The sequence below is a fragment of the Pseudovibrio sp. W64 genome (genome assembly GCF_001623145.1).
Lineage (GTDB): Bacteria > Pseudomonadota > Alphaproteobacteria > Rhizobiales > Stappiaceae > Pseudovibrio.
This window is the reverse complement of sequence record NZ_LMCI01000008.1, coordinates 376,976-400,888: the sequence shown is the minus strand read 5'-3', so window position 1 is coordinate 400,888 and position 23,913 is coordinate 376,976. Positions and strand designations below refer to the sequence as shown.

General features: G+C 52.0%; 19 protein-coding genes. 11 read left to right on the top strand and 8 right to left on the bottom strand.

Features of this window, described 5'->3' with window-relative positions; translation table 11 throughout:
• Nucleotides 1–6: 6 nt before the first annotated feature.
• From PsW64_RS06170 to PsW64_RS06150, 5 genes are read left to right on the top strand one after another with little or no spacing between them, the layout of a single operon-like run.
• The gene (locus PsW64_RS06170; protein WP_063303038.1) at nt 7–777 is read left to right on the top strand and encodes an ABC transporter permease; all 771 of its coding nucleotides are present in this window, start codon (nt 7–9) and stop codon (nt 775–777) included.
• Nucleotides 774–1,430, top strand: a complete 657-nt coding sequence (locus PsW64_RS06165; protein ID WP_063303037.1) for an ABC transporter ATP-binding protein — start codon at nt 774–776, stop codon at nt 1,428–1,430. Before PsW64_RS06170 ends, PsW64_RS06165 begins: the two co-directional genes overlap by 4 nt.
• 18 nt (nt 1,431–1,448) lie before the next feature.
• Nucleotides 1,449–2,750 carry a capsule biosynthesis protein gene (locus PsW64_RS06160; RefSeq protein WP_208980594.1) on the top strand — a complete coding sequence of 434 codons (1,302 nt, stop codon included), beginning with the start codon at nt 1,449–1,451 and terminating at the stop codon, nt 2,748–2,750.
• Entirely contained in the window at nt 2,747–4,045 is a 1,299-nt protein-coding gene (locus PsW64_RS06155) for a capsular biosynthesis protein (RefSeq protein WP_063303036.1), read from the top strand. The genes PsW64_RS06160 and PsW64_RS06155 overlap by 4 nt, the downstream gene beginning before the upstream one ends.
• Before the next feature lie 33 nt (nt 4,046–4,078).
• Nucleotides 4,079–4,825, top strand: a complete 747-nt coding sequence (locus PsW64_RS06150) for a formyltransferase family protein (RefSeq protein ID WP_063303035.1) — start codon at nt 4,079–4,081, stop codon at nt 4,823–4,825.
• 24 nt (nt 4,826–4,849) lie between these two features.
• Here PsW64_RS06150 and PsW64_RS06145 read toward each other — a convergent pair whose 3' ends face one another.
• Both PsW64_RS06145 and PsW64_RS06140 read right to left on the bottom strand, forming a co-directional pair.
• Nucleotides 4,850–5,782 (bottom strand): DMT family transporter, encoded by a 933-nt coding sequence (locus PsW64_RS06145; protein WP_063303034.1) that lies wholly within the window; start codon nt 5,780–5,782, stop codon nt 4,850–4,852.
• A 214-nt stretch (nt 5,783–5,996) separates the two neighbouring features.
• A complete protein-coding gene (locus PsW64_RS06140; RefSeq protein WP_063303033.1) occupies nt 5,997–6,266 on the bottom strand; it encodes a DUF2798 domain-containing protein in 270 nt (89 codons plus the stop codon).
• Between the two features lie 259 nt (nt 6,267–6,525).
• Here PsW64_RS06140 and PsW64_RS06135 point away from each other — a divergent pair, with 259 nt between their 5' ends.
• The 4 genes from PsW64_RS06135 (at nt 6,526) to PsW64_RS06120 (ending at nt 11,216) form a co-directional block, all read left to right on the top strand.
• Nucleotides 6,526–7,896, top strand: a complete 1,371-nt coding sequence (locus PsW64_RS06135) for a cytochrome P450 (RefSeq protein ID WP_063303032.1) — start codon at nt 6,526–6,528, stop codon at nt 7,894–7,896.
• A 93-nt stretch (nt 7,897–7,989) separates the two neighbouring features.
• Complete coding sequence (locus PsW64_RS06130) at nt 7,990–8,502, top strand: GNAT family N-acetyltransferase (RefSeq protein ID WP_063303031.1); 513 nt, start codon at nt 7,990–7,992, stop codon at nt 8,500–8,502.
• A 147-nt stretch (nt 8,503–8,649) separates the two neighbouring features.
• Nucleotides 8,650–9,609 carry an ADP-ribosylglycohydrolase family protein gene (locus PsW64_RS06125; RefSeq protein ID WP_063303128.1) on the top strand — a complete coding sequence of 320 codons (960 nt, stop codon included), beginning with the start codon at nt 8,650–8,652 and terminating at the stop codon, nt 9,607–9,609.
• A 224-nt stretch (nt 9,610–9,833) separates the two neighbouring features.
• Entirely contained in the window at nt 9,834–11,216 is a 1,383-nt protein-coding gene (locus PsW64_RS06120) for a flavin monoamine oxidase family protein (RefSeq protein WP_063303127.1), read from the top strand.
• A 106-nt stretch (nt 11,217–11,322) separates the two neighbouring features.
• On the opposite strand, the gene PsW64_RS06115 is transcribed toward PsW64_RS06120, so the two are convergent.
• From PsW64_RS06115 to PsW64_RS06090, 6 genes are all read right to left on the bottom strand, one after another.
• On the bottom strand, nt 11,323–12,552 hold the full coding sequence (locus tag PsW64_RS06115) for an HAD family hydrolase (RefSeq protein ID WP_063303126.1): 1,230 nt from the start codon (nt 12,550–12,552) through the stop codon (nt 11,323–11,325).
• A 43-nt stretch (nt 12,553–12,595) separates the two neighbouring features.
• Nucleotides 12,596–13,657: a LacI family DNA-binding transcriptional regulator gene (locus PsW64_RS06110; RefSeq protein ID WP_063293509.1), complete on the bottom strand. Its 1,062-nt coding sequence runs from the start codon at nt 13,655–13,657 to the stop codon at nt 12,596–12,598.
• Nucleotides 13,658–13,662: 5 nt separating this feature from the next.
• Complete coding sequence (locus PsW64_RS06105) at nt 13,663–15,765, bottom strand: ABC transporter ATP-binding protein (protein ID WP_063303030.1); 2,103 nt, start codon at nt 15,763–15,765, stop codon at nt 13,663–13,665.
• 11 nt (nt 15,766–15,776) lie between these two features.
• Nucleotides 15,777–16,901: an ABC transporter permease gene (locus PsW64_RS06100; protein ID WP_063303029.1), complete on the bottom strand. Its 1,125-nt coding sequence runs from the start codon at nt 16,899–16,901 to the stop codon at nt 15,777–15,779.
• Nucleotides 16,901–17,905, bottom strand: a complete 1,005-nt coding sequence (locus PsW64_RS06095) for an ABC transporter permease (RefSeq protein ID WP_063293506.1) — start codon at nt 17,903–17,905, stop codon at nt 16,901–16,903. Before PsW64_RS06095 ends, PsW64_RS06100 begins: the two co-directional genes overlap by 1 nt.
• 72 nt (nt 17,906–17,977) lie before the next feature.
• A complete protein-coding gene (locus PsW64_RS06090) occupies nt 17,978–19,933 on the bottom strand; it encodes an ABC transporter substrate-binding protein (protein WP_063303028.1) in 1,956 nt (651 codons plus the stop codon).
• A 393-nt stretch (nt 19,934–20,326) separates the two neighbouring features.
• Here PsW64_RS06090 and PsW64_RS06085 point away from each other — a divergent pair, with 393 nt between their 5' ends.
• Entirely contained in the window at nt 20,327–21,355 is a 1,029-nt protein-coding gene (locus tag PsW64_RS06085) for a LacI family DNA-binding transcriptional regulator (protein ID WP_063303027.1), read from the top strand.
• Nucleotides 21,356–21,366: 11 nt separating this feature from the next.
• Nucleotides 21,367–23,874: a glycoside hydrolase family 95 protein gene (locus PsW64_RS06080; protein ID WP_082831026.1), complete on the top strand. Its 2,508-nt coding sequence runs from the start codon at nt 21,367–21,369 to the stop codon at nt 23,872–23,874.
• The last annotated feature ends 39 nt before the right edge of the window (nt 23,875–23,913 follow it).

Sequence of the window (23,913 nt, the reverse complement as noted above, 5' to 3'; positions counted from 1 at the left end):
GTGCATATGGAAGGCGTTATCACCACTCAAGTACGTGTCATTGGTGCATTAGTTCTACGAGAAACTAGAACCGCATTTGGCGACACCCAGTTGGGATACCTATGGGCAGTTGTCACTCCGACTCTAAGCACTCTTGTATTAGTCTTTATTTTCTCTACTGTTGGAAGGGCCCCTGCATTCGGAACAAGTTTTGCTTTGTTTTTTGCCACGGGTGTTTTCCCTTTTCAGACATATTCTAAGTTATCAAATTCATTGATGACGGCAATTAGTTCTAGTCGCGGTCTGTTGAGCTACCCACTAGTCAAAGAAACCGACATTCTATTGTCAAAGTACATTTTGATTACCTTGACATATTTCATGATAATCATTGTTTTTTTTACTACATTAGTTTTGTTCAATGATGCACCTATACCTGTTCGAGTTGAAGAATGTGGAATTGCTTTCTTCATGCTTACGTTACTTGGGTTAGGAGCCGGAGCAACAAATGCAGTCATTTTTAGATTGTGGCCAACCTGGAAGCAATTGGAAGCTATTATAAGCAGGCCTTTATTTTTTCTTTCTGGGATATTCTATGTACCTAGTGATTTTCCGACTGATATTGTAAAGTTATTGTCATGGAATCCCGTTCTTCATGGCATCGAGTGGTTTCGAGAAGGCTACTACGGGAATTATGATAGTATTGTTCTGGATAGAACTTATCTTCTAACTGTCGCTACAATACTTCTGCTTATTGGCTTCTTTGGCGAGCGCCTCTATAGAAAGAAATCTATTAGATGATAGAATTTCAAGAGGTCCATAAAAGTTATCGCCTCAAAGGCGTGACTAAGACAATTTTAAACAAACTCACAACTAGATTTCCAACCGGCAAAAACATCGGCATCTTAGGACATAATGGAGCTGGCAAATCTACACTTATGCGTCTAATCGCTGGTGCAGAGTTGCCTGATAGTGGTCGGATAAAGCGCAACGTGAAAATATCATGGCCTCTAGGATTTGGCGGCGGCTTTGCAGGAAAGATGACTGGTATTGAGAATGTGCGTTTCGTGGCGCGAATGTACGGTGAAGACACTGAGCGCATGGTAGAATTTGTTGAAGATTTCTCTGAGCTTGGCCCTTCGATGACACTTCCGATTCAGACTTATTCTAGCGGTATGAAGGCACGCCTCGCTTTCGGAGTTAGCATGGCGATCAATTTCGAGTGCTATCTTATTGATGAGGTCACGGCCGTTGGAGATCGGCGTTTCAAACGAAAATGCGACGAAGTATTCGAAAGCAAACTTAAACACGCCAATATCATCATGATTTCTCATTCAGAACGAACGATAAAAAAACTCTGCGATACCGCTTGCCTGTTGCATGAGGGTGAGTTGATTATGTATGACTCTGTCGATGAAGCGCTTGCTCAGCATCGCGAAAATCAGCTTAAGTAGCTGGGTGTGGATGTTCTAGTGGATCGATCAGTTCTTATTCTACAATCCCACCCTTCTGCCTTTTGTCGGGCGCTTGTTGAAGAGTTTGAAGCTCGCAAGGTCAAGTACACCATTGTTAATTTTTCTCTCAGTGACTGGTATTTTCGCGTTGGGTTGGGGGCGAAAGCTTATTGGGGGCGGTTGAAGAACTGGCAAAGCAAGCTGGAGCGGTTGATTGATGAGAATGGCATCACGGACATTCTGTACTATGCGGATCGGCGACCGTATCACCGGGTAGCGCATGATGTTGCCATGCAACGGGGCATCAACACGTTTGCCTATGAGTTTGGCTATATGCGCCCGGATTGGATCACGCTGGAGCGTGGTGGCATGGGAGTGTATTCGCACTTCCCGAATGATCCGGCGCAGATTAGACAAAGCGCCGCTGACTTGCCGGAACTGGCAGCTACAAGCCGTTTTCCGCATGCGTTTTTGCAGGAGGCGACCAATGAGGTCATCTGCAACCTGATTCCGATCTTCTTCCCGTATCTGTTCCCGTTTTATCAGCGGGATCGCTACTATCATCCGTTCAGGGACTATTTCAGCTACATTCCGCGCCTGATGCGCCAGAAGCGGCTTGGGCAGGAAGCGGAAGAAGCAATCAACACGCTCATAAAAGAGCAGGCCGAGTATTTTGTCGTTCCCATGCAAATGCAGGGCGATTATCAGATCAGGCATCATTCGCACTACAAGCATCTGTCCGGTTTCATTCGTGAACTTTACAGCACGTTTTCGCAAAGCGCCTCAGCTGCGAGCAAACTGGTATTCAAGCTTCATCCGTTTGACAACAACGTTGAGAACTGGCCGAAGGTCATTCGCGAAATTGCAGCAGAGTTCGGTTGCTTGGAGCGCACAATCATTATTGATGGTGGCAATCTAAATCAGTTGCTCAGGCATTCGCGCGGGTGCGTGTTGGTGAACAGCACGGTTGGCATGGAAGCACTGAAAAGCGGCGTACCAGTGAAAGCCATGGGTATTGCTGTCTATGATATTGCCGGATTGACGGACCAGCGGTCTCTGGATGACTTTTGGAGGGAACCAGCTCTACCGGATGCTGACCTTTATCACGACCTGGAAAAGCTTATGGGGCACACCATTCAAGTTCATGGAAGCTTTTTTAATCCCGAAGGTCGGAAGATCGCGGCGCAAGAGTTTGTGAAACGTATGATGGAGGATGGTGTCAACGGACATGGTGCGTTTGTTGAAACGCCACCGCGTCTGGCGCAAGCCAAAGCTGCTGGCGTTCCCATCCCGGAAAATTGTTACTGGAGTGACAAATGACTTCAGAAAACAAGCGCTGCATATTGCTGCTGCAAGGTCCACTTTCCAAATACTACGCCCGCACTGCACACCATTTGGAGAAACTGGGCGCAAAGACGCTTAAGGTCCATTTTTGTGGCAGCGATGTCCATGACTGGGAGCAAACAGAAGCCATCCATTTTTCTGAACCTGCTGAGAACTGGGCTCTTTTTCTGGAAGCCTTGATTGTTGCGCATGGGGTCACTGATATTCTGCTTCATGGAGACCGGCGCTACTACCATAAAGTGGCCATCGGCGTTGCCAAGCGCTTGGACGTCACCATCATTGCAACCGAGCTTGGCTATCTGCGTCCGGATTGGATGACAGTCGAGTATGGTGGCTGTTCTGCGCTTTCGCATTTCCCGCAGAACAAGCAAGACCTGATGGCGCTGGAGACACAGCAGGCGGATGACACGTCCACCGTCCTTTATCCGGGCAGCTATAAGCAGATTGTGCTGCAAGAGCTCGGTTTCACATTCTACAACGCAGTTCATGCCCGCAAGTTTCCGCATTACCACAATCACCGCACGGAATCTCGTGTGCAGGTTTATGGTGGCTGGCTCAAGGCTCGCCTACAGGCCAAGCGCCGAAAGCAGGAAGCCGATGTTATCTGGGACCAGTTGAAGCAAAGCGGCACACCTTATTATCTCTTTGCCTTGCAGCTGAATGGGGATTTTCAGATCCGGGATCACTCTCCCTTTGCCAGCATTTATGAGGCCATTGAGAAGGTCATCACCTCTTTTGCCCGCAATGCACCAGAGGGGACATTGCTGTTGCTCAAGAGCCATCCGCTTGAATACCGCTTCAAGGAGCTGTCTCGGGCAATTGTTGAGGCCAGCCGGAAGCATGGTGTTGAAGAACGAACGCAGCTCATTCATGGGCAGACGATCAAAGCACTTGCTGAACCATCCCTTGGGATGCTGACCATCAACAGTTCTGCCGGCATTGAAGCGCTTGAATATGGTGTGCCCACCTGCTGCATTCTGCCAACAATTTACGATATGGACGGCCTGACGCATCAGGGCGATTGGGAGACGTTCTGGCGCTCAGCAACACCGCCGGAGCCAGATGTGTTTCGCAAGTTTATCGATGCGTTGAAATCCACCATTCAGGTGCGCGGGTCACTTTACAATGCGGCTGGCCTGGAAGCTGCGGCAAAGGGGACAGCAGAAAAGATCCTCTCCACCTCCTACGCAGAGCAACGCCTGAAACGGGTAGAGCCGCCAAGGATGGAAAAAGCACGGAAAATGGGCGTCACCTACGACTACTTTATGTAGTTGACGACCACACTATGCAATTGGGGAGTACGCATGCAGATCTGTCTTGTTTCCAACGCCAGCGTTTACACTGATGCTGCTTTACATTCTTTGCTGGCATATCCGGAAATCAAGATCTGCGGCCTTGTGAAGTGCACCGCCGTATCTGGCAAGCGCAATGACTGGCGGGCTTATAAAGACCTGATGCTCCGCTCCGGTCCGCTTTATGCGGGATACCTGGGCGCCGTGACAAAGCCGGCCTACCGGATGCCACATGTTCCCAAATGGAAGAGCATGCGGACCTGGGCTCATAGCCTGCAATGTCCTGTTTTACCAACGAATGACGCCAGCGCGCCTCAGACTCTCGACTTTATCGAGCGTTGTAAGCCGGATTTGATCCTCACGGTTCATCTGGGGCAGATTTTGAACGCGGCATTTTACGAGCGGTTTTCCGGCAGGACCTACAACATCCATCCCGGTAAACTGCCGATCTACAAAGGGCCGGATCCGATCTTTCATGCAATTTTGGAGAATGAACAGGCTTTCACCCTCAGCCTGCATGAGAGCATTCAAAAGATTGATGCTGGTAAAGTGCTGGCGGAAACGACTGTGGTGCCGGAAAAGAGAACGCTCTTTCGCACCAACCTTGACCTGTTCCGCAAGACAGGGAAGCTCGTCGCCTCCCATTTCCTCGGCAAGAACGACTGTCCACCAGCGCCGGATGACCGGGCGCCGCGGTATCGCAGCTGGCCCACCAATGGTGATATCCTGAGGTTTTTGGCCCGCGGCAACCGGCTTTAAACCGCACGGTAGGCACGCGGCACGTTAGTCGGCGCGCGCAGCCACTTCCTCTGAGGTCTCGGGTTCAACTCCCGTTTCCTTCTCAGCCGCACGGATACGCTGGCGAGACAGCGAGAACAGGCCTGCACCCACCACGATGATTGCACCGAGAATGGTGCTCCAGATTGGCAGGTCGGAGAACACTAGGAACCCGATCGGGATTGACCAGACCAGCTGAAGATAGTTGAACGGCTGAATGTCGCTTGCCTGTGCCAGCGAAAGAGCTTTCATCAGCAGAAAGTGTGCGGAGGTCCCCGTTGCGCAAATGCCGAGCAGCAGCGCCCATTCCACCTCATCAAACGCCATCATGTGTTGAGAGCCGATGATGGTGGAGAGAACTGTACCCACAATGCCAACATAGAGAAATGACGTGAGCGCGCTGTCATCCTGGCTCGCAACACGGGTAAACAATTGGTAGAGCGCAAAGCTGACCGAGGCAGCCAGCGCCACCACAGCGCCCCAACCGCCGATATTGCCGTCCGGCTGCAGCATCACCAGCAAGCCTGCCATACCGCAGAACATTGCCAGAATGCGGCGCCAGCCAACCGTCTCGCCAAGGAAGAGAGCCGCAAGTCCCGTCACGATCAACGGATGGGCCTGAAAAATTGCCGTTACATCGGCCAGTCCCAGCATGCTGAAGGCGAAGGTGATCAGGCAGATTTCTGCAAACAGTAGAAGGCCGCGAATAATCTGGAGCAACGGACGTTTGGTGCGCACCACATTATAAAGCCCTTGTTCACTGATCATGGCCCAGCCAACCGCAATCACCAGCAAAACCCAAAAGCGCACCATCATGATGAACCAGACCGGATGGTCTGACACGAGCTGCTTGGTGATCGCATCCTGCATCGCGAAGATGAGCGTAGACAGGATTGTAAGCGCGATACCCATGTTTCGTTTGCCGAGGAGCTGAGCCATTTTGTGTCCTTGTTAGCAGCACAAATCCGCTTACCGAGGCGAACCGGAAAGCGAATACAGTGGGAGGAAATGTGCTGAAAAGAATTCTTGGATGCCAATCGACATCAATACTGCACGTATACTGTGATGCATCACAAAGCAAATGCAAAAAGCAAGGGACACTCCTTTTTGCATCACAGTTAGGTCAGGTGCTTTGTTTTTTGAAAAACGGAGCTTAGCAGCCTTCCGTCACTTCCTGCAGGTCGGCAGGCTCGTCACATACTTTCACAAGCTTCGACAACAGGGCGATCACCAGGGGAAAGACCAGCGAGCTGATAACAACAGCAAGCGCGAAGGCGACAGAAAACGACTTGAACCACAGCACAATAAAGTTTTCGACAAACCCGAGGTTCAACACCAGCATGGCAAATGACATCATTATGCTCATGAAGAATGAAATGCTGATACGCAGCAGGTAGCCATAGGTCCGTGGGGAAACATTCATGCACTTATCTCTATTTTTTGTTTGAGGTCAAACTATATGAAATCAAGTCAAACTGTCAAGATACCGTAGCGCATAGCAGTTATGCAGAGCCGTGGTTTCATCATCTCACCAAAACCACCAGTAATTGCATTGTATTTTCAGTATGATCCGACATTAAATTCAGCGAATTATTAAAGCGGCAATGCCTACACTCGCAAATCGGGTCATTTCCCGCGAGGACCCTCGATGTGACCATCATGATGCAATCGAGTCAGGCTCTATGGATACAAACAACAGCTTATATCGCCCTCCGGCACCTCACCCATACACTGAAGGCACGGGGGACTTTGATGGCGTTGAGACAAACCTCCTGAGGCACCTCCCGGAAGAACTTTACAAAGCAGATATCGTTGACATTTCCACGGCAGAGCAACCCAATTACCTGATCAACGACCCGGACCTCATCTCCGTAATTTTTGAAGAGAAACCCGAGATCTTCGTCAAAGCCGAGGGAATGATTGAGCTGTTGCGCCCGTTGCTGGGCGATCATCCTATTGTGACGAGCAACAACCGGTGTGTAGACCAGCGCGATATGATCCGGCCCATCGGCACCATGCGCACCCAGCAGGTGAATTTTGAGCACATCCAGAACTCAATCAACCGGTTCGAAGATTACTGCGAAGAAATTCAAAATGAAAACCGGGTGATAGACCTGTCTTTGCTGCTCAGACGCCTGAATGCAGACATCGCTTACAGAATGCTGTTTTCCAACGAGCTGCCAACAGATGTGTTCAACGAGATCAACTCCCATGCCCGTGACTTTGAGAAGCGCATCTCACAGGTGATCCGTGAGACGGCAGAACAAGGTGTTGCCTGGCAGCTGCCCAAGCTACCGCAAACAGCCATGTATGCGGCCCAGCAACTACGATATCTGGTCAGTATGCTCATTGATGGCAACATCCAGCACAACAGCTTTTCCCATCACAGCTTCTTACATAAGTTTCTCATTGCCCGCTCTCCAGAAACCAATATCCCCTTCACTCGCAAGCAAATCGTGGACCACGTCACCACAATCCTGAACAGTCAGGAGCTGGCTGCCGCAGCTTTGATGTGGGCGTTCTTTGTGCTCTCCCAATGCCCTGAGGCCAAGCAAAAGATCCGTGAAGAGGTCAGCAAAGTGGGCGGGCAGGACAATATTCAGTTCGAGCAGCTTTCACGCCTCAGATATACCCGCAATGTCTTCCGCGAGATCCTGCGGCTTTACCCGCCTATTCCGCACCTGACCCGTCGCGCCAGCAGACCAATCAAACTGGGTAAACTGGACTTGCAGGAAGGTGCGCAGATTACTGTGTCCCCATGGATTGTGCATCGACATCAGCAATACTGGTTCAATCCGGACCGTTTTGATCCTGAACGCTATATGCGCAAAGACCAGCACATCATCATGAAGAGCTTCCTGCCCTTTGGACGCGGCCTGCGCATGTGCACCGGCGCAAGCTCCGCCATTCTTCAAGGCACGCTTATTCTGGCAAACCTCGTTACCCGGTTCGACATAGACATCCTCAACGCCGACAAAGTAGAGCCGGAAGGTGTCCTCTTCCTCGAACCCACCCGCCCCATCGTCTGCAAAGTCACACCACTCCGCAGTTAGGCGGGCATTCCAACATCACAACCGCTCGACGCCAGTCCTCATTCAGTGCTAATGCATTGCTCTGCTGAGTAGCTCCGACATGTGAGGGTGGTTATGTCTGTTGAGTTGAAACCGATGGTATTGGCGGAGGTGCCTGTGCTGAAAAATATGTTTCAGCTCTACCTCTATGACATGTCCAAATACATGCACTGGCCGGTTTCTGCAGCGGGCGGGTTTGAGTTTGATGAGAACATCGTGCTTGCTTACTTCCGCGAAGCCAACCACCATCCCTATTTCATAATGCAGGCTGGCGAGATCGCAGGTTTTGCGCTGGTGCGGCAGTATCCCTATGACACCACGCTGATCGACATGGGCCAGTTCTTCGTGCTTGGAAAGTTCACACGGCAAGGCTTGGGACAAGCGGCCCTGAAAGCCTGCCTGAAGCTGCATCCGGGAGACTGGCAAGTGCGCGTGCTGCCCAAAAACTCTGGAGCACTGGCGTTCTGGACAAAAACAATCTCCGAGTTGACCCATGCCAGCCACACGACCCGCTCCGGTGACTATCAAGGAACAGAGATGACCTTTCTCCACTTCTCCAGCCAAAGCGCTCTGGCCTCCACCACCTAACCAACAGTTGGTGCAAAAGCGTAGCAGAGCATTGCCAACATCAATCACAATGGGTTGAAGGGGCTTTTCGACGGGCGAGCCTCTCCCTATTATCTCATCAAAATTTTAGTGATGATTGAACTCGATCCTATCGGAATGGAGAATTGTATGAGTCAGCAAGCGTTTAAGGCGCATAGCCTTCTTGGTGCATTTGTTGCGGACGCCGCCTCGCTGGGGCTGCACTGGCTCTATGATGTTGATCGCATCCATCATGTCACGCAGGAGCACGATGACTCTGCTGCTTTCGTGCCGCTGACCCCATCTTACTTTGAGGGTGTGCCAGCTTATTTCGCTCATGCCAATCGGCAGGACGGCCAGTTCACCCAATACGGTGAAAACCTTCATCTGGTACTGAAACACTTGCTGGCTCACGACAAACACCTGAAGATGGAAGAGTTTCAGCAGGCCTTTACGGCTCACTTCGGCGCTGGTGGCACCTATAACGGCTATATTGACCGCCCAACACGGGGTACGCTGGAAAACATTGTTAATGAGAAGCTCACCCCCTCTGGCGTAGATGATGATCAGCTTCCTGCGCTCTCCAGGATTCCGGCCGTGCTGTTCGCCTATGAGCAGAGCGAACAGATGCAGGATCAGGTGGAAGCGATTATCCGCTCCACAAATGACAATGAAGAATCCGTCGCTTACGGCTTTATGTTTGCCGATCTTTTGGACCGTGTTGTGAACGGTGATGACTTGCAAAGCGCCTTGTCCGCTGCAGCTGATGCCGCCCATCCTGATATTCAGGAGAAGCTTTTGGCTGCTCTTTCCGCATCAGAAACGGACCCCGTTGCATACGGTGAGAGCACGGGCCGTGCTTGTCACCTTGGCATGGGCGTGCCGCTGAGCTTCCACATCCTCAAGAACACAGGTTCTTATCGCGAAGCGATTGAAGCCAACATTCTGGCAGGTGGAGACAGTGCTGGCCGTTCCATTCTGATCGGCGCAGTTCTTGGCGCAGTACACGGCCTGAATACCAACAAAGGCATTCCACTTTCATGGATTTTGAAAGTCCGGAACAATGCAGAACTCTGGCAGGAATGCTGCGACTTAACCGGGCATAACTAGGGACAAAATCCGAAGATCGTTCCTGGTCTTTTGGGCGGAATAAGTGCAGCATCGAATAATTATGCATGCTGCGCGTATTCGTATGAACGCAGTGTGTTTTTAGCTGCTTGAATGTCCCAAAACGCTTTCTCGGTTTGTTAGGGCTGTCACTGAGTTTCCCTTGTGGGTTGCGATAAAACACCTCAAGGTTGCAGGCGCACCTCTTTCAAACCAAAGTGTTTCCAATGGTCTTTCGCCCCCGCAATAGCAGCCTTAACCGCAGGAATTTCCTTAAAACTTCAGCCTCTTCCGTCGTTGTTGCCGGCCTGTTTGATCTGAACCTCAACAAGCCAAACGTTTCATCCAGCGGCAAGAGTGTGATCATTATTGGCGCAGGCATTGCGGGCCTGACAGCGGCCCGCGAGCTGATGGATTCTGGCTACACTGTGCTGGTGCTGGAGGCGAGCAACAAGATTGGCGGCCGCATCCGCACCAACCGAGCGCTCGGTGTTCCCATCGAGGAAGGGGCCGGTTGGATCCATGGGCCAGAAGACAATCCGATCATGAAACTTGCGGAGCAATCCGGCCAGAAAACCTTTGTTACAAAAGATTCCAACTTTGCCGTCTTCAACCACAGAGGCAAAAAAATTTCTAATCAGATGATCTCCGAGATGGGACAGGAGCACCGGCAGATGCTGGATCTGATTGGCTCCGGCATGACAAAAGATATGCCCCTTTCCGAGGCGCTGGAGCATATGGCGCCGAAAATGTCTCGTGACCCGATCTTCAAATGGATGACATCCGCTTACACCGAGTTTGATACGGGCAGTCCGGTCAACGAACTTTCTGCCATGTACTTTAATCAGGATGATATGTTCCACGGTGAAGATGTGGTTTTGGTAGACGGGTACGACAGGCTTTTGGAACCTCTCACCCATGGGATCGCAATACTCACCCGCAAACCGGTGCGCCGTATCGCGTACCATGATCGCGCTGGTGTCTTTGTACAAACGGACAAAGAGATTTTTGAGAGTGATTTCGTGATTGTCACAGTACCGCTCGGCGTGCTCAAGGCGCAGGACATCGAGTTCATTCCGCCCCTGCCCGAAATACATAGGAACGCAATTGAACGCGTTGGTATGGGAGACGTCACAAAAGTGGCGATGAAATTTGACGAGCTCCACTGGCCTGAAAACACACAGTATTTTGGCTTAATGACGCAAACTCAGGGCCGCTGGAATTATTTCCTCAACCATAAGCCCTTTATCAACGCAAACGTACTCACCGCACTGAGCTTCGGCAACTATTCCCGCATGATAGAGACCATGGATCACGACTATATGCTTGAAGATGCTATGAAAGCCGTACGCACCATGTTCGGTTGGGACACGCCCGATCCCCGTCACTACATCGCAACCCGCTGGTCGCAGGATCCTTACACAAAAGGTGCTTTCTCCTACGCCAAAGTTGGCTGTAATCCCTATGATTTCAATGTGTTATCCGAACCTGTCAGCAGATGCCTTACCTTAGCCGGAGAACACACAAATTTCCAGTACCACGGGACCGTTCACGGCGCTCACCTAAGCGGTAAGAAGGCAGCAAAAATCGCAATGGAAACAATGATGTAGAGGAATGCTGTTTTCTGGAAATCTTGAGTCTACACACAGAAAAAGCCGCAGGAGAGCAATCCCGCGGCTTTATCTTTTTCAAGAATTACGTTGTTAATACAGTGCTTTACGCCTTCGCGTCGATCTCTTCGAGCACATCCAGAAGCTGGTGCGGAAGGCCAATTGTGTAATCCGGCTCTTCATCCACATTTGCTGGCTCTGTCGGATAGCGCGGTGTCCAGTTGATCCAGACAGATGTCATCCCTAAGCGGTTGGCGCCCGCCACATCACGCTCAAGGTTATTCCCCACCATGACACAGCCTGCGTGGTCCGCTTCTTCCAGCCCCAAAAGCTTGACTGCTTCAAGGAACATCCGCGGATCCGGCTTGTGGCAACCAACGGCTTCTGAGATCGACCGCGCATCGAATTTATGCCAGAAATCCATAGCCTTATGGACATTCTCAAAGCTCTCCACCAGACCATCAGCAACCAGCGCAACCATGTAGCCACGCTCCTTGAGCCAGTCCACCAGCTTATCCCCGCCCGGGATCGGCTCCGCAGAGAGCACTAATTCCCCCTCAACGAAAATCTGGGAGCCCTCGTCGATCAAAGTATCCCCGCTGTCGAGGAACACAGCCTTCACGCCTTTCGCCTCTTTTCGCAGCTGAGCCAGAACAGAGCGAACCCGAGACGGAACAGAAGCCTTCAACTCTTCCCAAGGCATCATCTCAACAGAGCGCAGATCGAGGATCTGGTCGAAATGATAAGACGGTTTGAACGCCTTAGATTCCATATACTTACGAGCGACATGATGATCATAAGGCTTCAGGTCAGCCAGCTCTGCAGCAAACATATCCTGTACAAGAATGGTACTTGATCCCGCCCGCTCACCACAGCAGATGCAAGTCACCGCAAAGTTCGCCCGCAGCGCTTCAGAACTCGCTGCAAAAGCGTGTTTTCCCGGTTCAGAATAAAGGATTACCCGCCCTTCTTGCAGCGGCACCTGATGGTCCCAGGTGCTCAATTCTCCCGCACAGCCATGCGCACTGCCTTCAACACGCATCACCTCACCGGCTTCACTAAGGTAAACCCAGATGTGCTCGAGCTCATACAGGTGTTGGATATCCCAGTCCCACCAGATGGCATACTCGATTGCAAGCGCAGCGCCATTTAGCTTTATTTTATGGGCGCTTGAGACGGATATGCCGTCCTGATCATAGAGCGTATACCCCAGTGCTGACGGGAGGAAAGGTTCTTTGTCGTCAAACCGAATAACAGGCGCATGCTGCTTCACCAGCTCTGCAATATCTGCCGATGTTGCCTCAGAAAAAGACAGAGGGGCTGCGGAAATGCTCAATTGAAACTCCTTGATCTTCTTGTCCTGCAAGAAAGTTGGCGCCTTACGCAGCACCTTTAGAAAGAGGAAGAGAACCCTTACGGGGATGGGAAACGGAACGCCGCTGTTTCAGCTCAACCGGCTTGGTCTCATGCAGACGCTTGCTGGAAGGATTGCGTATCTTTTCAATGATATAGCGGGCAGCAGACGCTCCCATCTCTGCAATTGGTTGCTGGATAGTGGAAAGCTGCGGTGAGGTGATACTGCTAATCGGGATGCCATCGTACCCGAGAATGGAAATGTCCTCTGGCACACGTAAACCACGGTCAAAGCACGCATGCATCGCACCAATGGCCGCTGTATCCGTAATCGCAAAAAGCGCCGTGATTTCAGGGTTCTGATCCAGCAATTCATTGGCGGTTGCATACCCCAGATCATAACGCTTACGCTCATTAGGCTCTGGCAGGTAGACAGACTTCTCAATCTGATATTCGCGGGCAACTTCCAGTATGCCGCGCATACGTAAGTTACCAACGCTCTCACGACGTGGATCATGATCGGCTTTGGTCGCGAGCACGCCGATATGTTTATGCCCCAGAGCAACGAGATAGCGCATACCAATCCGGCCCCCCTCAGTGTTGTCGCAAACCACAAAGGATTCAGAGCGACGCCCCGGAAGAATATCCACGTAGACCGTCGGAATATCATTGGCTTGCAAGCGCTTAACGTTCTTCAGTGTCTCAGCTGCCGAGTTGGACGGACGAACGATTGCACCAGCCACCTGCATCTCGATCATGGTCTGGGTGTACTTGCGCTCCCGCTCCGCTTCTCCCCGTGTGCAGCAGGAGAGGACCTTGAAGCCTTCGTCATGCAGCGTCTTCTCAATGGAGGCATAAAGCATGGTTGCGAACGGGGATTTCTGGTTCTCCAGGAACAACGCGACCAGATTGGAATCTTGCCGGCGCAAAGAGGTTGCCAGACGGTTGGGGCGATACCCCAACTCATCAATGACAGCCTGAATCTTTGCACGGGTTTCATCCTTTACCCGCTCATCCTTGTTCAACACACGAGAGACGGTTGCCGTTGAAACACCTGCTTTTTCTGCTACATCCCGGATACTTGCCATCAGTGCTACCCCGCCATCGCTTCAAGCTGGTCTACTGGTGTATTTTGCACCACATCGGGATGATGGCAAGCAAGCAGATGGTCCGTACTGACCTCACCAAGCGAAGGATCAGAACTCTCGCAAATACTTGTGGCATAACGACATCTCGGCGCGAATGGGCATCCCTTTGGCAAGTTGGCCGGGTCCGGTACATTGCCTTCCAGACGGATGCGCGTGTCATCCGCGTGGGCATTCGGCACCGGTTCCAGAATCGCACTCATCAACGCTTCGGTATAAGGATGCCTTGACGTGTTGAAGATCGTCTCCGTATCTGCCAGCTCCACAATCCGCCCTGCATACATCACAGCAACACGGTCACTGATATGGGCGACCACGCTGAGATCATGGCTGATGAACAGGTAGGTGAGGTTCAGCTCTTCCTGAAGGTCTTTCAGCAGGTTGAGGATCTGCGCCTGTACGGAAACATCCAGAGCAGAAACCGCTTCATCCGCAATAATCACCTTCGGATAAGGAGCCAAAGCACGTGCAATTCCAATACGTTGACGCTGACCACCACTGAAAGCATGCGGGTAGCGTTTGAGGAACTCTTTTGAGAAGCCAATTTTATCCAGCACCTCAAGAACACGCCCTTCAATGTCCTTTGAGCTCTTCAGCTCCTGCCCAACTCGCAGCACTTCGGCGATGATATCATAAACCGCCATGCGAGGGTTGAGTGAGGAGTTCGGGTCCTGAAACACCATCCGAATATCCGCCCAGTATGGACGCAACTGACTGTCCGTTTTGCCAGTCAGCTCAACGTCTTCCTCGTTTGGACGGAACAACACCTTGCCCGTGGTCGCCTTGTGCAGGCCGATAATCGTCTGACCCAATGTGGACTTGCCGCAGCCAGATTCCCCAACAAGACCAAGGGTTTCACCACGCCAGATGTTGAGCGAAACATCATTCAGCGAGCGCACTGTTCCCGTTTGACGGTTGAAGAAGCCTGAGCGGATCGGGAAGTGTTTGCTCACGTTCTGTAGCTCAAGGATTGGCGCAGCTGTGCGGTCTACCGGGTTTGGGACATGCAGGCAGTCATCAACTTGGGAGGTCGACGCATGTAGTGGGACAAGTTCTGCCTGTGCCCCAAACCCGTGACAGCGGACGCTTTGCACCCCACTGATCGCGGTAAGCTCTGGTAGTTTTTCGTTACAAAGACCGGTGACAAAGTGGTCACAACGCTCTTGAAATGGACAGCCCCTGGGCCGGTTCTGAAGGCTTGGTACAACGCCCGGAATGGCATTGAGGCGTGCACGGCGTTTTCCATCTGTGTGAGGCAGAGAGGCCAAAAGACCCTTTGTATAAGGGTGTTGCGGGTTAGTGAGGATCTGCTCAACAGGCCCCTGCTCCACCACATTGCCCAGATACATGATCACCACCTCATCGGCGATATCTGCCACCACCCCCAGATCATGAGTGATGAACAGCATGGACATATTGCGGGTCTTCTGCAGATCACGCATCAGGTCCAGAATAATAGCCTGCGTGGTCACATCCAGCGCGGTGGTTGGCTCATCGGCAATGAGAAGGCGTGGGTTACAGATCAGGGCCATTGCAATCATGGCACGTTGGCGCATACCACCAGACAGTTCAAAGGTGTAGCTGTCGAACCGGTCAGCAGCAGAGGGAATGCCCACCAGCCGCAACATCTCAATCGCCTGAAACTTGGCTTCTTCCTTGCTCAGGTTCGTATGCCAGCGCAGCACTTCTACAATCTGATTACCAATGGTGTAGAGCGGAGACAGCGAGGTCATCGGCTCCTGATAAATCATGGAGATCTCATTGCCTTGAATGGCGCGAATATGCTTGGCTTTTGCAGGACCTTGGGCAAGATCAAGCAGATTACCACTCGCACGCTGGTATTCTATGCTGCCGCTTTCAATGGCAGCGTGGTTGTCCAGAATACGCAGTAGCGCCTTTGCGGTGACAGACTTTCCGCAGCCGGACTCCCCCACCAGACACACCGTTTTTCCCTCGGGAATGGAAAAACTGATGTTGTCCAGCGCGGTTACTTTCCCATCATCTCCTGAGAAGGAAACACTGAGATCCGTGACGTTAATCATGGGTTTCATGGTTTCAATCCTCACTTGGAATACGGGTCGGCAGCATCACGCAAGCCGTCACCAAAGAAGTTGAGTGCAAGCACAGCGATCACGACCATCACGCCCGGCCAGAACAGCCATGGAGCATTGGCGATAGAGCGGATGTTCTGCGCTTCCTGCAGCAGGACACCCCAGCTGACCACGGGCTGGCGCAGGCCAATCCCCAGGAAGGACAAAGACGTTTCAGCAACAATCATGCCCGGAATGGCAAGCGTCACCACCGCAATGATATGACTGATGAAACTTGGTACCATATGGCCTACCAGAACACGTGGAACAGAACATCCGTCCAAACGAGCGGCTTTTACGAAGTCCTCCGATTTAAGAGAGATAAACTTGCCGCGCACCACACGGGCCAACCCTGTCCAACCGATGATCGACAGGATTACCGTGATCAGCAAGTAGGTCTGCAAAGGCGGAGTATCTGGCGGAATTGCAGCGGCGAGGCCGATCCAGAGCGGGATACTTGGTAAAGATTGGAGGAACTCAACAACACGCTGCGTGACCGTATCCACCCAGCCCCCGAAGTAGCCGGAAAGACCGCCGATCAGCACACCCAGCACGAGGCTCAAGGCTACGCCTACAAGACCGATCGTCATGGATACGCGCGTGCCGTGGATGGTGCGGCTCAACACATCGCGGCCAAGACGGTCCGCTCCCAGCAAAAACATGCGATCACGTTTTTTGACCGGCCCAAACAGGCGGCGCTCAGCAGGAATCAAACCAAACAGATTGTAAGGCTTACCTTTGACGAAAAAGCCCAGCTTCACAACACGGCGCGGGTCTTCAACAAAGGTACGGCGCCCTGAGTTGTAGTCAATCTTGGAGCGGTATCCCAACACATGCGGCTGAAACACTGTACCGTCCTTTGTTTCCAGCAACCAATGAATGCTCTGCGGCGGTGCATAGGTGTTGCGCACGCTGAAATCATTGGGGTCATGAGGCGCAAGAAACTCCACGAACACAGCGATCAAATAGATCAGGAGTGTGATGATGCCACCCAACATGCCGAGTTTATGTTTGCGGAAACGGCGCCACATCAGGCGCCATTGGCCCTCATAAGCGCGTGAACTTGTTGGTGCACCAGCGAAATCAGTAGCGCTCATTACAGCCCCCCATTGTTGAACTGACGACGGATACGCGGATCAAGCCAGGCTAGTAGAATGTCAGAGAACAACGTTCCAATCACAGTCAGGAAACTGAGGAACATGATAAGGGCAGCAGCCAGATACATATCCTCCTGACGCAACGCATCAAACAATAACGGGCCTGTGGTTTGCAAACCAAGCACAATGGAAACAATGGTGGAGCCAGACACGATCTGCACAAACAGTTCGTTGAGACTGGACACGAACGGGTTTAACGCATGACGAACCGGATACTTGGTGAGCACCCAGTGCTCCGGCATGCCTTTGGCGCGGGCGGTGACCACATAAGGACGGTGCAACTCGTCCAGCAAGTTTGCTCTGATGGTGCGGATCACGCTTGCAGTTCCAGCAGTCCCTAAAACGATCATGGGAATCCAGATATGGGCCATCAAATCACCGACACGGGCAAAGGACCACGGCGCATTGACATAATCCGGTGAGAACAGCCCACCGACATTTTGGCCAAAATAGCGAAACGAAACATACATCAGCACAAGCGCCAGCAGAAAATTTGGCACAGCAAGGCCGATAAAACCGAGGAAGGTGGCGACATAATCGCCAAGAGAATATTTGCGAACAGCGGAGAAAATACCAACGGGAATGGCGACAGTCCAGATGAAGACCATGGAGCAAATCGAGAGCAGCGTTGTCATGCCCAGACGGTCCCAGATCAGTTCTTCAACCGGAAGCTCATAACTGAAAGAGCGCCCGAGGTCTCCATGCACTACCATCTTCCAGACCCAGTCAAAGTACTGAGCCAGAACGGATTTATCCAATCCATATATTTTCCGCAGACCTTCGGCTTCAGCAGCGGTGATGTAATCTCCATCCAGCGATGCTTCCAAAACCAATCGGTCAATATAGTCTCCGGGTGGCAGCGTGATCACCAAAAACGCGACGAGTGAAATCGCGAGCAAGGTTGGGATCATCAGCAGGACCCGTTTGACAACAAACATTCCCATTTAAAGCAGATATCCTAGTTGCAAGGCTCTGCCCCTCCACGCGAGGAGGGGCAGTTTGGTTCAGGCGATCGATTACTTCTTGGAAGGATCGATGTAGAAGCTGGAGAAGTTCACAGGTGCAGGACCCGGATACAGCCAGCCTTCCAACAGTGTGTCAGGCACATTACGCAGCTTGTTGCTGATGGAGCGGAAGCCACCGCCCGGCAACGCAATGCCCATGGACAGGAAGTTGTCTGCAGAAAGCTGCATGAACTCTTCCATCAGCGCCGTTTGCTCATCACCCACCCTGGTTGGCACCAGATCAGTAATTTCGTACATGCGCTTCACGCCTGCTGGCGGCTCGGTTGGTACAACGCCCTCACGAACGGTTGCGTTGGCATCCTTTTTCAGGTCATGCCATGCATCCCAGCCTTCCCAGTTGCCATGCTCTTTAAAGTTGGTCAGGCGCTCAAGGTTCACCAGTGGGAACTGGCCGCAGCCATTTTCACCTACCCAAATGGTGATCTCTTTGTCAGCACGACCCAGTGTTGCCATGTGGATCTCATCACTGGCCACACTCACCACAACCTCAAGACCCTGCTCCTGCCAGTCTTTCGCGATGATCTGCATCATATCCACCCAGTCCGGGCGGAAGCCTTCATTCACATGAACAATGAACTTGAATGGCTTGCCATCAGGGCCGACACGCTTGCCATCTGGACCCATCGGCAGAATCTTATCGAGATGTTCCGCTGCCAGATCAGGATCAAACTCAGTATACTGGCGCGCCAACTGATCGTTGTAATACGGCGATTCAGGACGCGGGCTGACCTGATACGGTTCCCCCTGCCCCAGATACACTGCATCAATGATCAGGTCGCGGTCCATGGCAAGTGACAGACCAATACGGAAGTCTTTGCTCTGGAACACCTGCGCCTTGACCGGGTCAGGGTGGTTCATGGCAAACATGAACTGAGCATTGTTGTAGTTACAGCTGTTTGCTGTCACGAGGCGGTAGTCACCGCGCTCTTTGTTATCGAAGAAAACAGAGCGATTTGGCGGCGTTGAAATGTTGCGCGGAGAGATGTCGATCTCGCCCTGTACGGTTTTCAGCAGCGCAACTTCCGGATCTTTCGCCAGTACCCATGTGCGCTTGTCGATGTAAGGCAGCTGGTTGCAGGAGCTGTCGACTTTCCAGTAATACGGGTTGCGCTCAAAGGTGAACCGCTCTTTGCCAAGAACCGCTTCTGTTGGACGCCATGCAAGCATGGTTGGGCGATTTGGATCATTGTGCTCGGCGTTTTTGCCGTAAGTACCGATACGACCCAGCCACCATTTACCAAAGTCAGCCTCACCCGCATCTGCCATCATCTTGGCAACGCCGTCCGGATTTAGGTCTTTCATGAAGTCTTTGACATAGTGCTCAGCAAACTGAACTACGCGCTGGCCATACGGGGATGCCATATCCAGCATGAAGACACCGTTTGGCTGGCTCCATGAGAACCGCACTGTTGTGTCGTCCAGCGCTTCAACCTTCGCTTCTTCGCCATTTACGATGAACATCTTGCGAGGACCCTTGGGGTTGATCTCGCGGTTGGTTTCAATGTGGTCCCACCAGAACTGGATGTCCTTGGCAGAAAACGGCTTGCCGTCAGACCATTTCAGGCCTTCGCGCAGTTTGAAGGTGTAGGTGGTCGCATCCGCTGAGATGTCCCAGCTCTCAGCGATGTTGGGCAGGACCTCAGAGCCATCTGGGCTCCAGCGTACAAGTGGGTCGTATCCGTAACGACGGTAATCACCGATACGCGAACCGGCATAAACGTCGGTCATCTCACCACCATAGGTGCCAATGCCCTCAATCCCGTCTACAACGAGTGGATTAACCGGCAAGCGCTCGGCAACAGTTGGCAGACCCGACATCTGGTCCAGAAGTGGGGCCTGATTATATGCTGAACATTGATTGGCAGAAGCTGCTGCTGTGGCTACCACAAGGGCCAGCGCGCTCACTGCTCCGCCGAAAACCATTTGCCGACTACGTTTCAAACTCATTGCAAAATTCCTCCGCAAGCTTTGTGTAAAGACTACCAGCAATTGGAATCACTGTAATCCTTTTCACTTTTTTGCTTCTACATATGACACTCATATGACGAATCGGCGTCTTATATTGAAGCTTGCCAGCAGGTCTCCTCCCATACCTACACCCCTAGGTGATCTATATTATTCGCAGAATTGCAACAGTTGTGAGTTTCAATTTCACTTGTTACGCCCCGAAAATTAGTATAAACCCATAAATCACAGCCATGAAACATCAAAGTGTAACGTTTACATGTTTTTGGTCGTATTTTTACATGACTGTTTTATGAAACTCTGATTCATAGAGACCCGCTCCCACGCTCTTATGAGTGTTACATAATAATATATTTTCGCGAGGACTTTTTTGGCATGACAGATATTCGTCGTGTAGCTGAGGTAGCGGGCGTATCCACGGCCACGGTGTCGCGGGTCGTCAACAACACTGGCCCAGTGAATGCCAAAACCCGAGAAAAAGTTCAGCAAGCCATCCTTGAGTTGGATTATCGGCCCAACAAGCTGGCCAGCAGTTTGCGGCAAAAAGAAACCCGCATCGTCGGCATTCTTCAGACTGATCACAGCACACACTTCAGTTCAATTTTCGCAGATGCTGCCGAAGACACGCTCTTCAATCATGGCTTCACTACGATCATGAGCAACACCTACGGTGAACGGGCAATGGAAAAGGAGCAGATTGAGTTTCTGCTCGACATGCGCGTTGGCGGTATTCTGCTGCGACCATTTAAAGACACCTCGCACATCCCTTCTCTTATCCATCGTCTTGAAAAAGCGAATGTGGCCTGCGTTCTGGTGGAAAGTTATCCCGTCGATCCGTTGCAGTTTCACGCCAACCTCAACAATGTGCAGGGTGGACACATCGCCATTCAGCATCTGCTTGAGTTGGGTCACCGCTCCATCGGTATGCTGCTGCCGTTTGAACCGTGGCATACGGAAGGCCCGCATGACTTACGCCTGGCAGCCGTTCAGCGCGCAATTGCAAAGTTTCCAGAGCCCGTTGAGCTTCACATCAGACGGGACAATGCGAAAGATCAGGTCGCCTTTGGATTTGAAGCCACCCGTGCTCTGCTAAAGACTTCACCCGGCATCACGGCTATCTTCGGGACAACAGACCTGCTCGCTGCCGGGGCTCTCCATGCAGCGCAGGAGATGAACCTCTCCGTCCCCTCAGACCTTTCGATTATTGGATATGACGACAGCTATGTCGCCTCCTCCATGCATCCCCGCCTGACTACGGTTTCCCAACCCATTGACGCCCTCGGTGAAGCAACAGGAAAACTGCTGCTTTCCGCTATTGAAGACCCCACAATCCCACCTCGCTCCATTTCCATTTCCAACATTTTGAAGGTTCGAGACAGCTCCGGACCCGCCCGTACTTCCTAGGACATTTCATAATGATTACAGATTTCTTTCCAAATGCCGATCCCGCTCATACTCTCTGGTACGATACATCCGCCGCTCACTGGAACGAGGCCTTGCCACTCGGAAATGGTCACCTCGGCGCAATGGTCTATGGCAACCCGCTAAACGCCCGCATTCACCTCAACGAAGATACGCTTTATTCGGGAGAACCAACGCGTATTTACCCCGTTCCAGAAATTGCGGATCAAATTGACCATGCTGAAAAGCTTTTGAGAGACGGAAAACTCTTTGAGGCGCAAGAGTTCGTGCGTAAGAATTGGACGGGGCGACAAGGTCAAGCTTACCAACCAGTCGGCAATCTGTTCATCGCGATGGCAGACCAAGGCGAAGTATCCAACTATCACCGTGCGCTGGATATCCGTCACTCATTACATCATGAGTGTTTTGAGCAAGGTGGCGTGAAATACACACGCACCAGCTTTGCCAGCTATCCGGATAATGTCATCGTCGTTCGCCTGACAACAGACAAGCCGGGCACACTCGCCCTCAGCTTGCGTTATGACAGCCCGCACCCGACATGCCGTACAACGCAGGAAGCTGACAACACGCGCTTGCATCTTCGCGGCCAAGCACCCGCCTTTACCAGCAGCCGTGTGATTGAGCGCATCGAGAATGATCAGGAACAGACCCGGAATCCCGAGATTTTTGGCACAGACGGCAAACTCCGCCCCTTTGCTGAGAATGAGCAGGACGGACATCGCGGCGGTATTGTTTACAGCGAAGATGGCTTGGGGGAAGGTACGTATTTTGAGGCAGGCCTTTCTGTTGAGTTGGAAGGCGGGAATATTCGCCCAGAACGCGGTGAACTGCATGTTGAAGGCGCAACAACCGTTACCCTTCGTATTGCGATGGCAACCAGCTTCAACGGACCGGACAAAAGCCCTAGCCGTGAAGGAAAAGATCCGGCTCCTATCGTAAGAGAGGCATTGGAAGCTGCAGGCTCTATTCCTTATGAGGGCATGCTGCAAAAACACATGGATGATGTGTTGAAGCTGTTTGACCGTGTATCGCTCAAACTAGGCAATGATCCCATTCCCGATCTGCCAACCAGCACGCGGCTGGAGCAGTTTCAGGACAAAGGCGATCCAGCGCTTGCCGCATTGCAGTTCCAGTATGGTCGTTATTTGTTGATTGCGTCTTCTCGTTCAGGCAGTCAGCCACCAAACCTGCAAGGCATCTGGAACAACCTACGCCGGCCGCAGTGGTCCTCCAATTATACGATGAACATCAATCTGGAGATGAACTACTGGCCTGCCGAGATCACAGGCCTTTCCGAACTGCATGAGCCGCTCTTCATGCTAATTGAAGAACTGGCAATCTCAGGAGCTCGCACAGCCAGGAAAATGTTCAATGCTCCTGGATGGTGTGCGTTCCACAACACCACCATCTGGCGTGACAGTGTACCATCTCCGTGTGACCCAGCCTCTGCATTCTGGCCCATGGCAGCAGGCTGGTTGCTCTCTCATATGTGGGAGCACTTTCTTTACACTGGCGACAAAGAATTCCTCAAGAACCGCGCTTACCCTTTGATGAAATCTGCAGCGGCATTCTACGAATGGTGGCTCTGTGAGAACAAAGAGGGTTATCTGGTACCGAAGGTCAGCACCAGTCCGGAAAACCGGTATCTGGACGAGGATGGCCATGTCATCACAGTCGATCAGGGCAGCACCATGGACTGCGCCATTATTCGGGAGACCTTCACCAACACCGCCGCTGCGGCCCGACTACTGGGACTTGATGACGTTCTTGCAGAGACATTAGAGACGAAGGCTGCACGGTTGTTACCTTACCAGATCGGAGCACAAGGTCAGGTGCAGGAATGGTCTCAGGATTTTAAAGAGTTCATGCCAACGCATCGCCACTTGTCTCACCTCTATGGCTTGTTCCCTTGTGATCAGATCGGCAAAGACACACCAAGGTTGCTGAAAGCTTCAGTACGCTCTCTTGAGATCCGCGGAGATCTGGCAACCGGGTGGAGCATGGGCTGGAAGATTTGCCTCTGGGCCCGCGTTGGTGATGGTGATCATGCCTACAAGATCATCCATAACATGTTCAACCGCGTGGAGAATGAAGCACCGAAGAGTGAAGATGGCGGCCTTTATGGTAACCTCATGATCGCGCATCCGCCATTTCAGATCGACGGCAACTTTGGTTACACGCGCGGCGTTGCCGAGATGCTGATGAACACGACCCACAACGGCATTCAGCTCTTGCCTGCTTTGCCAAGCGTGTGGCCGAAAGGAGAAGTTCGTGGTCTGCGTGCCCGTGGCGGTTTCGAGATCGATCTTATCTGGGAAGATAACAAGCCCACTCAGGCCCAAGTCATCAGTCACCAGGGAGGCGATCTGACTTTGCTTTGTAAGACGCCATTTGGGGGATCTACTTTTGATCAGACCCTACAACTTTATGTGGCGAAACAAAAAACTGTCGCGGGAGAAACGTTGGCACTGGCCTTTGACGAAGCCCTACTGGCCTCCTAGTCCGTAAAATCTGCTAGAAAATGAAGTGACTAATTGTAG

What these genes read in the sequence shown, in the direction of transcription:
- PsW64_RS06170 (WP_063303038.1), top strand. Translation starts at nt 7, where the DNA reads ATGGAAGGCGTTATCACCACTCAAGTACGTGTCATTGGTGCATTAGTT.
- PsW64_RS06080 (WP_082831026.1), top strand. Translation starts at nt 21,367, where the DNA reads ATGATTACAGATTTCTTTCCAAATGCCGATCCCGCTCATACTCTCTGG.
- PsW64_RS06105 (WP_063303030.1), bottom strand. Translation starts at nt 15,765, where the DNA reads ATGAAACCCATGATTAACGTCACGGATCTCAGTGTTTCCTTCTCAGGA.
- PsW64_RS06145 (WP_063303034.1), bottom strand. Translation starts at nt 5,782, where the DNA reads ATGGCTCAGCTCCTCGGCAAACGAAACATGGGTATCGCGCTTACAATC.
- PsW64_RS06165 (WP_063303037.1), top strand. Translation starts at nt 774, where the DNA reads ATGATAGAATTTCAAGAGGTCCATAAAAGTTATCGCCTCAAAGGCGTG.
- PsW64_RS06100 (WP_063303029.1), bottom strand. Translation starts at nt 16,901, where the DNA reads ATGAGCGCTACTGATTTCGCTGGTGCACCAACAAGTTCACGCGCTTAT.
- PsW64_RS06155 (WP_063303036.1), top strand. Translation starts at nt 2,747, where the DNA reads ATGACTTCAGAAAACAAGCGCTGCATATTGCTGCTGCAAGGTCCACTT.
- PsW64_RS06130 (WP_063303031.1), top strand. Translation starts at nt 7,990, where the DNA reads ATGTCTGTTGAGTTGAAACCGATGGTATTGGCGGAGGTGCCTGTGCTG.
- PsW64_RS06085 (WP_063303027.1), top strand. Translation starts at nt 20,327, where the DNA reads ATGACAGATATTCGTCGTGTAGCTGAGGTAGCGGGCGTATCCACGGCC.
- PsW64_RS06120 (WP_063303127.1), top strand. Translation starts at nt 9,834, where the DNA reads ATGGTCTTTCGCCCCCGCAATAGCAGCCTTAACCGCAGGAATTTCCTT.
- PsW64_RS06135 (WP_063303032.1), top strand. Translation starts at nt 6,526, where the DNA reads ATGGATACAAACAACAGCTTATATCGCCCTCCGGCACCTCACCCATAC.
- PsW64_RS06095 (WP_063293506.1), bottom strand. Translation starts at nt 17,905, where the DNA reads ATGGGAATGTTTGTTGTCAAACGGGTCCTGCTGATGATCCCAACCTTG.
- PsW64_RS06110 (WP_063293509.1), bottom strand. Translation starts at nt 13,657, where the DNA reads ATGGCAAGTATCCGGGATGTAGCAGAAAAAGCAGGTGTTTCAACGGCA.
- PsW64_RS06140 (WP_063303033.1), bottom strand. Translation starts at nt 6,266, where the DNA reads ATGAATGTTTCCCCACGGACCTATGGCTACCTGCTGCGTATCAGCATT.
- PsW64_RS06090 (WP_063303028.1), bottom strand. Translation starts at nt 19,933, where the DNA reads ATGAGTTTGAAACGTAGTCGGCAAATGGTTTTCGGCGGAGCAGTGAGC.
- PsW64_RS06150 (WP_063303035.1), top strand. Translation starts at nt 4,079, where the DNA reads ATGCAGATCTGTCTTGTTTCCAACGCCAGCGTTTACACTGATGCTGCT.
- PsW64_RS06125 (WP_063303128.1), top strand. Translation starts at nt 8,650, where the DNA reads ATGAGTCAGCAAGCGTTTAAGGCGCATAGCCTTCTTGGTGCATTTGTT.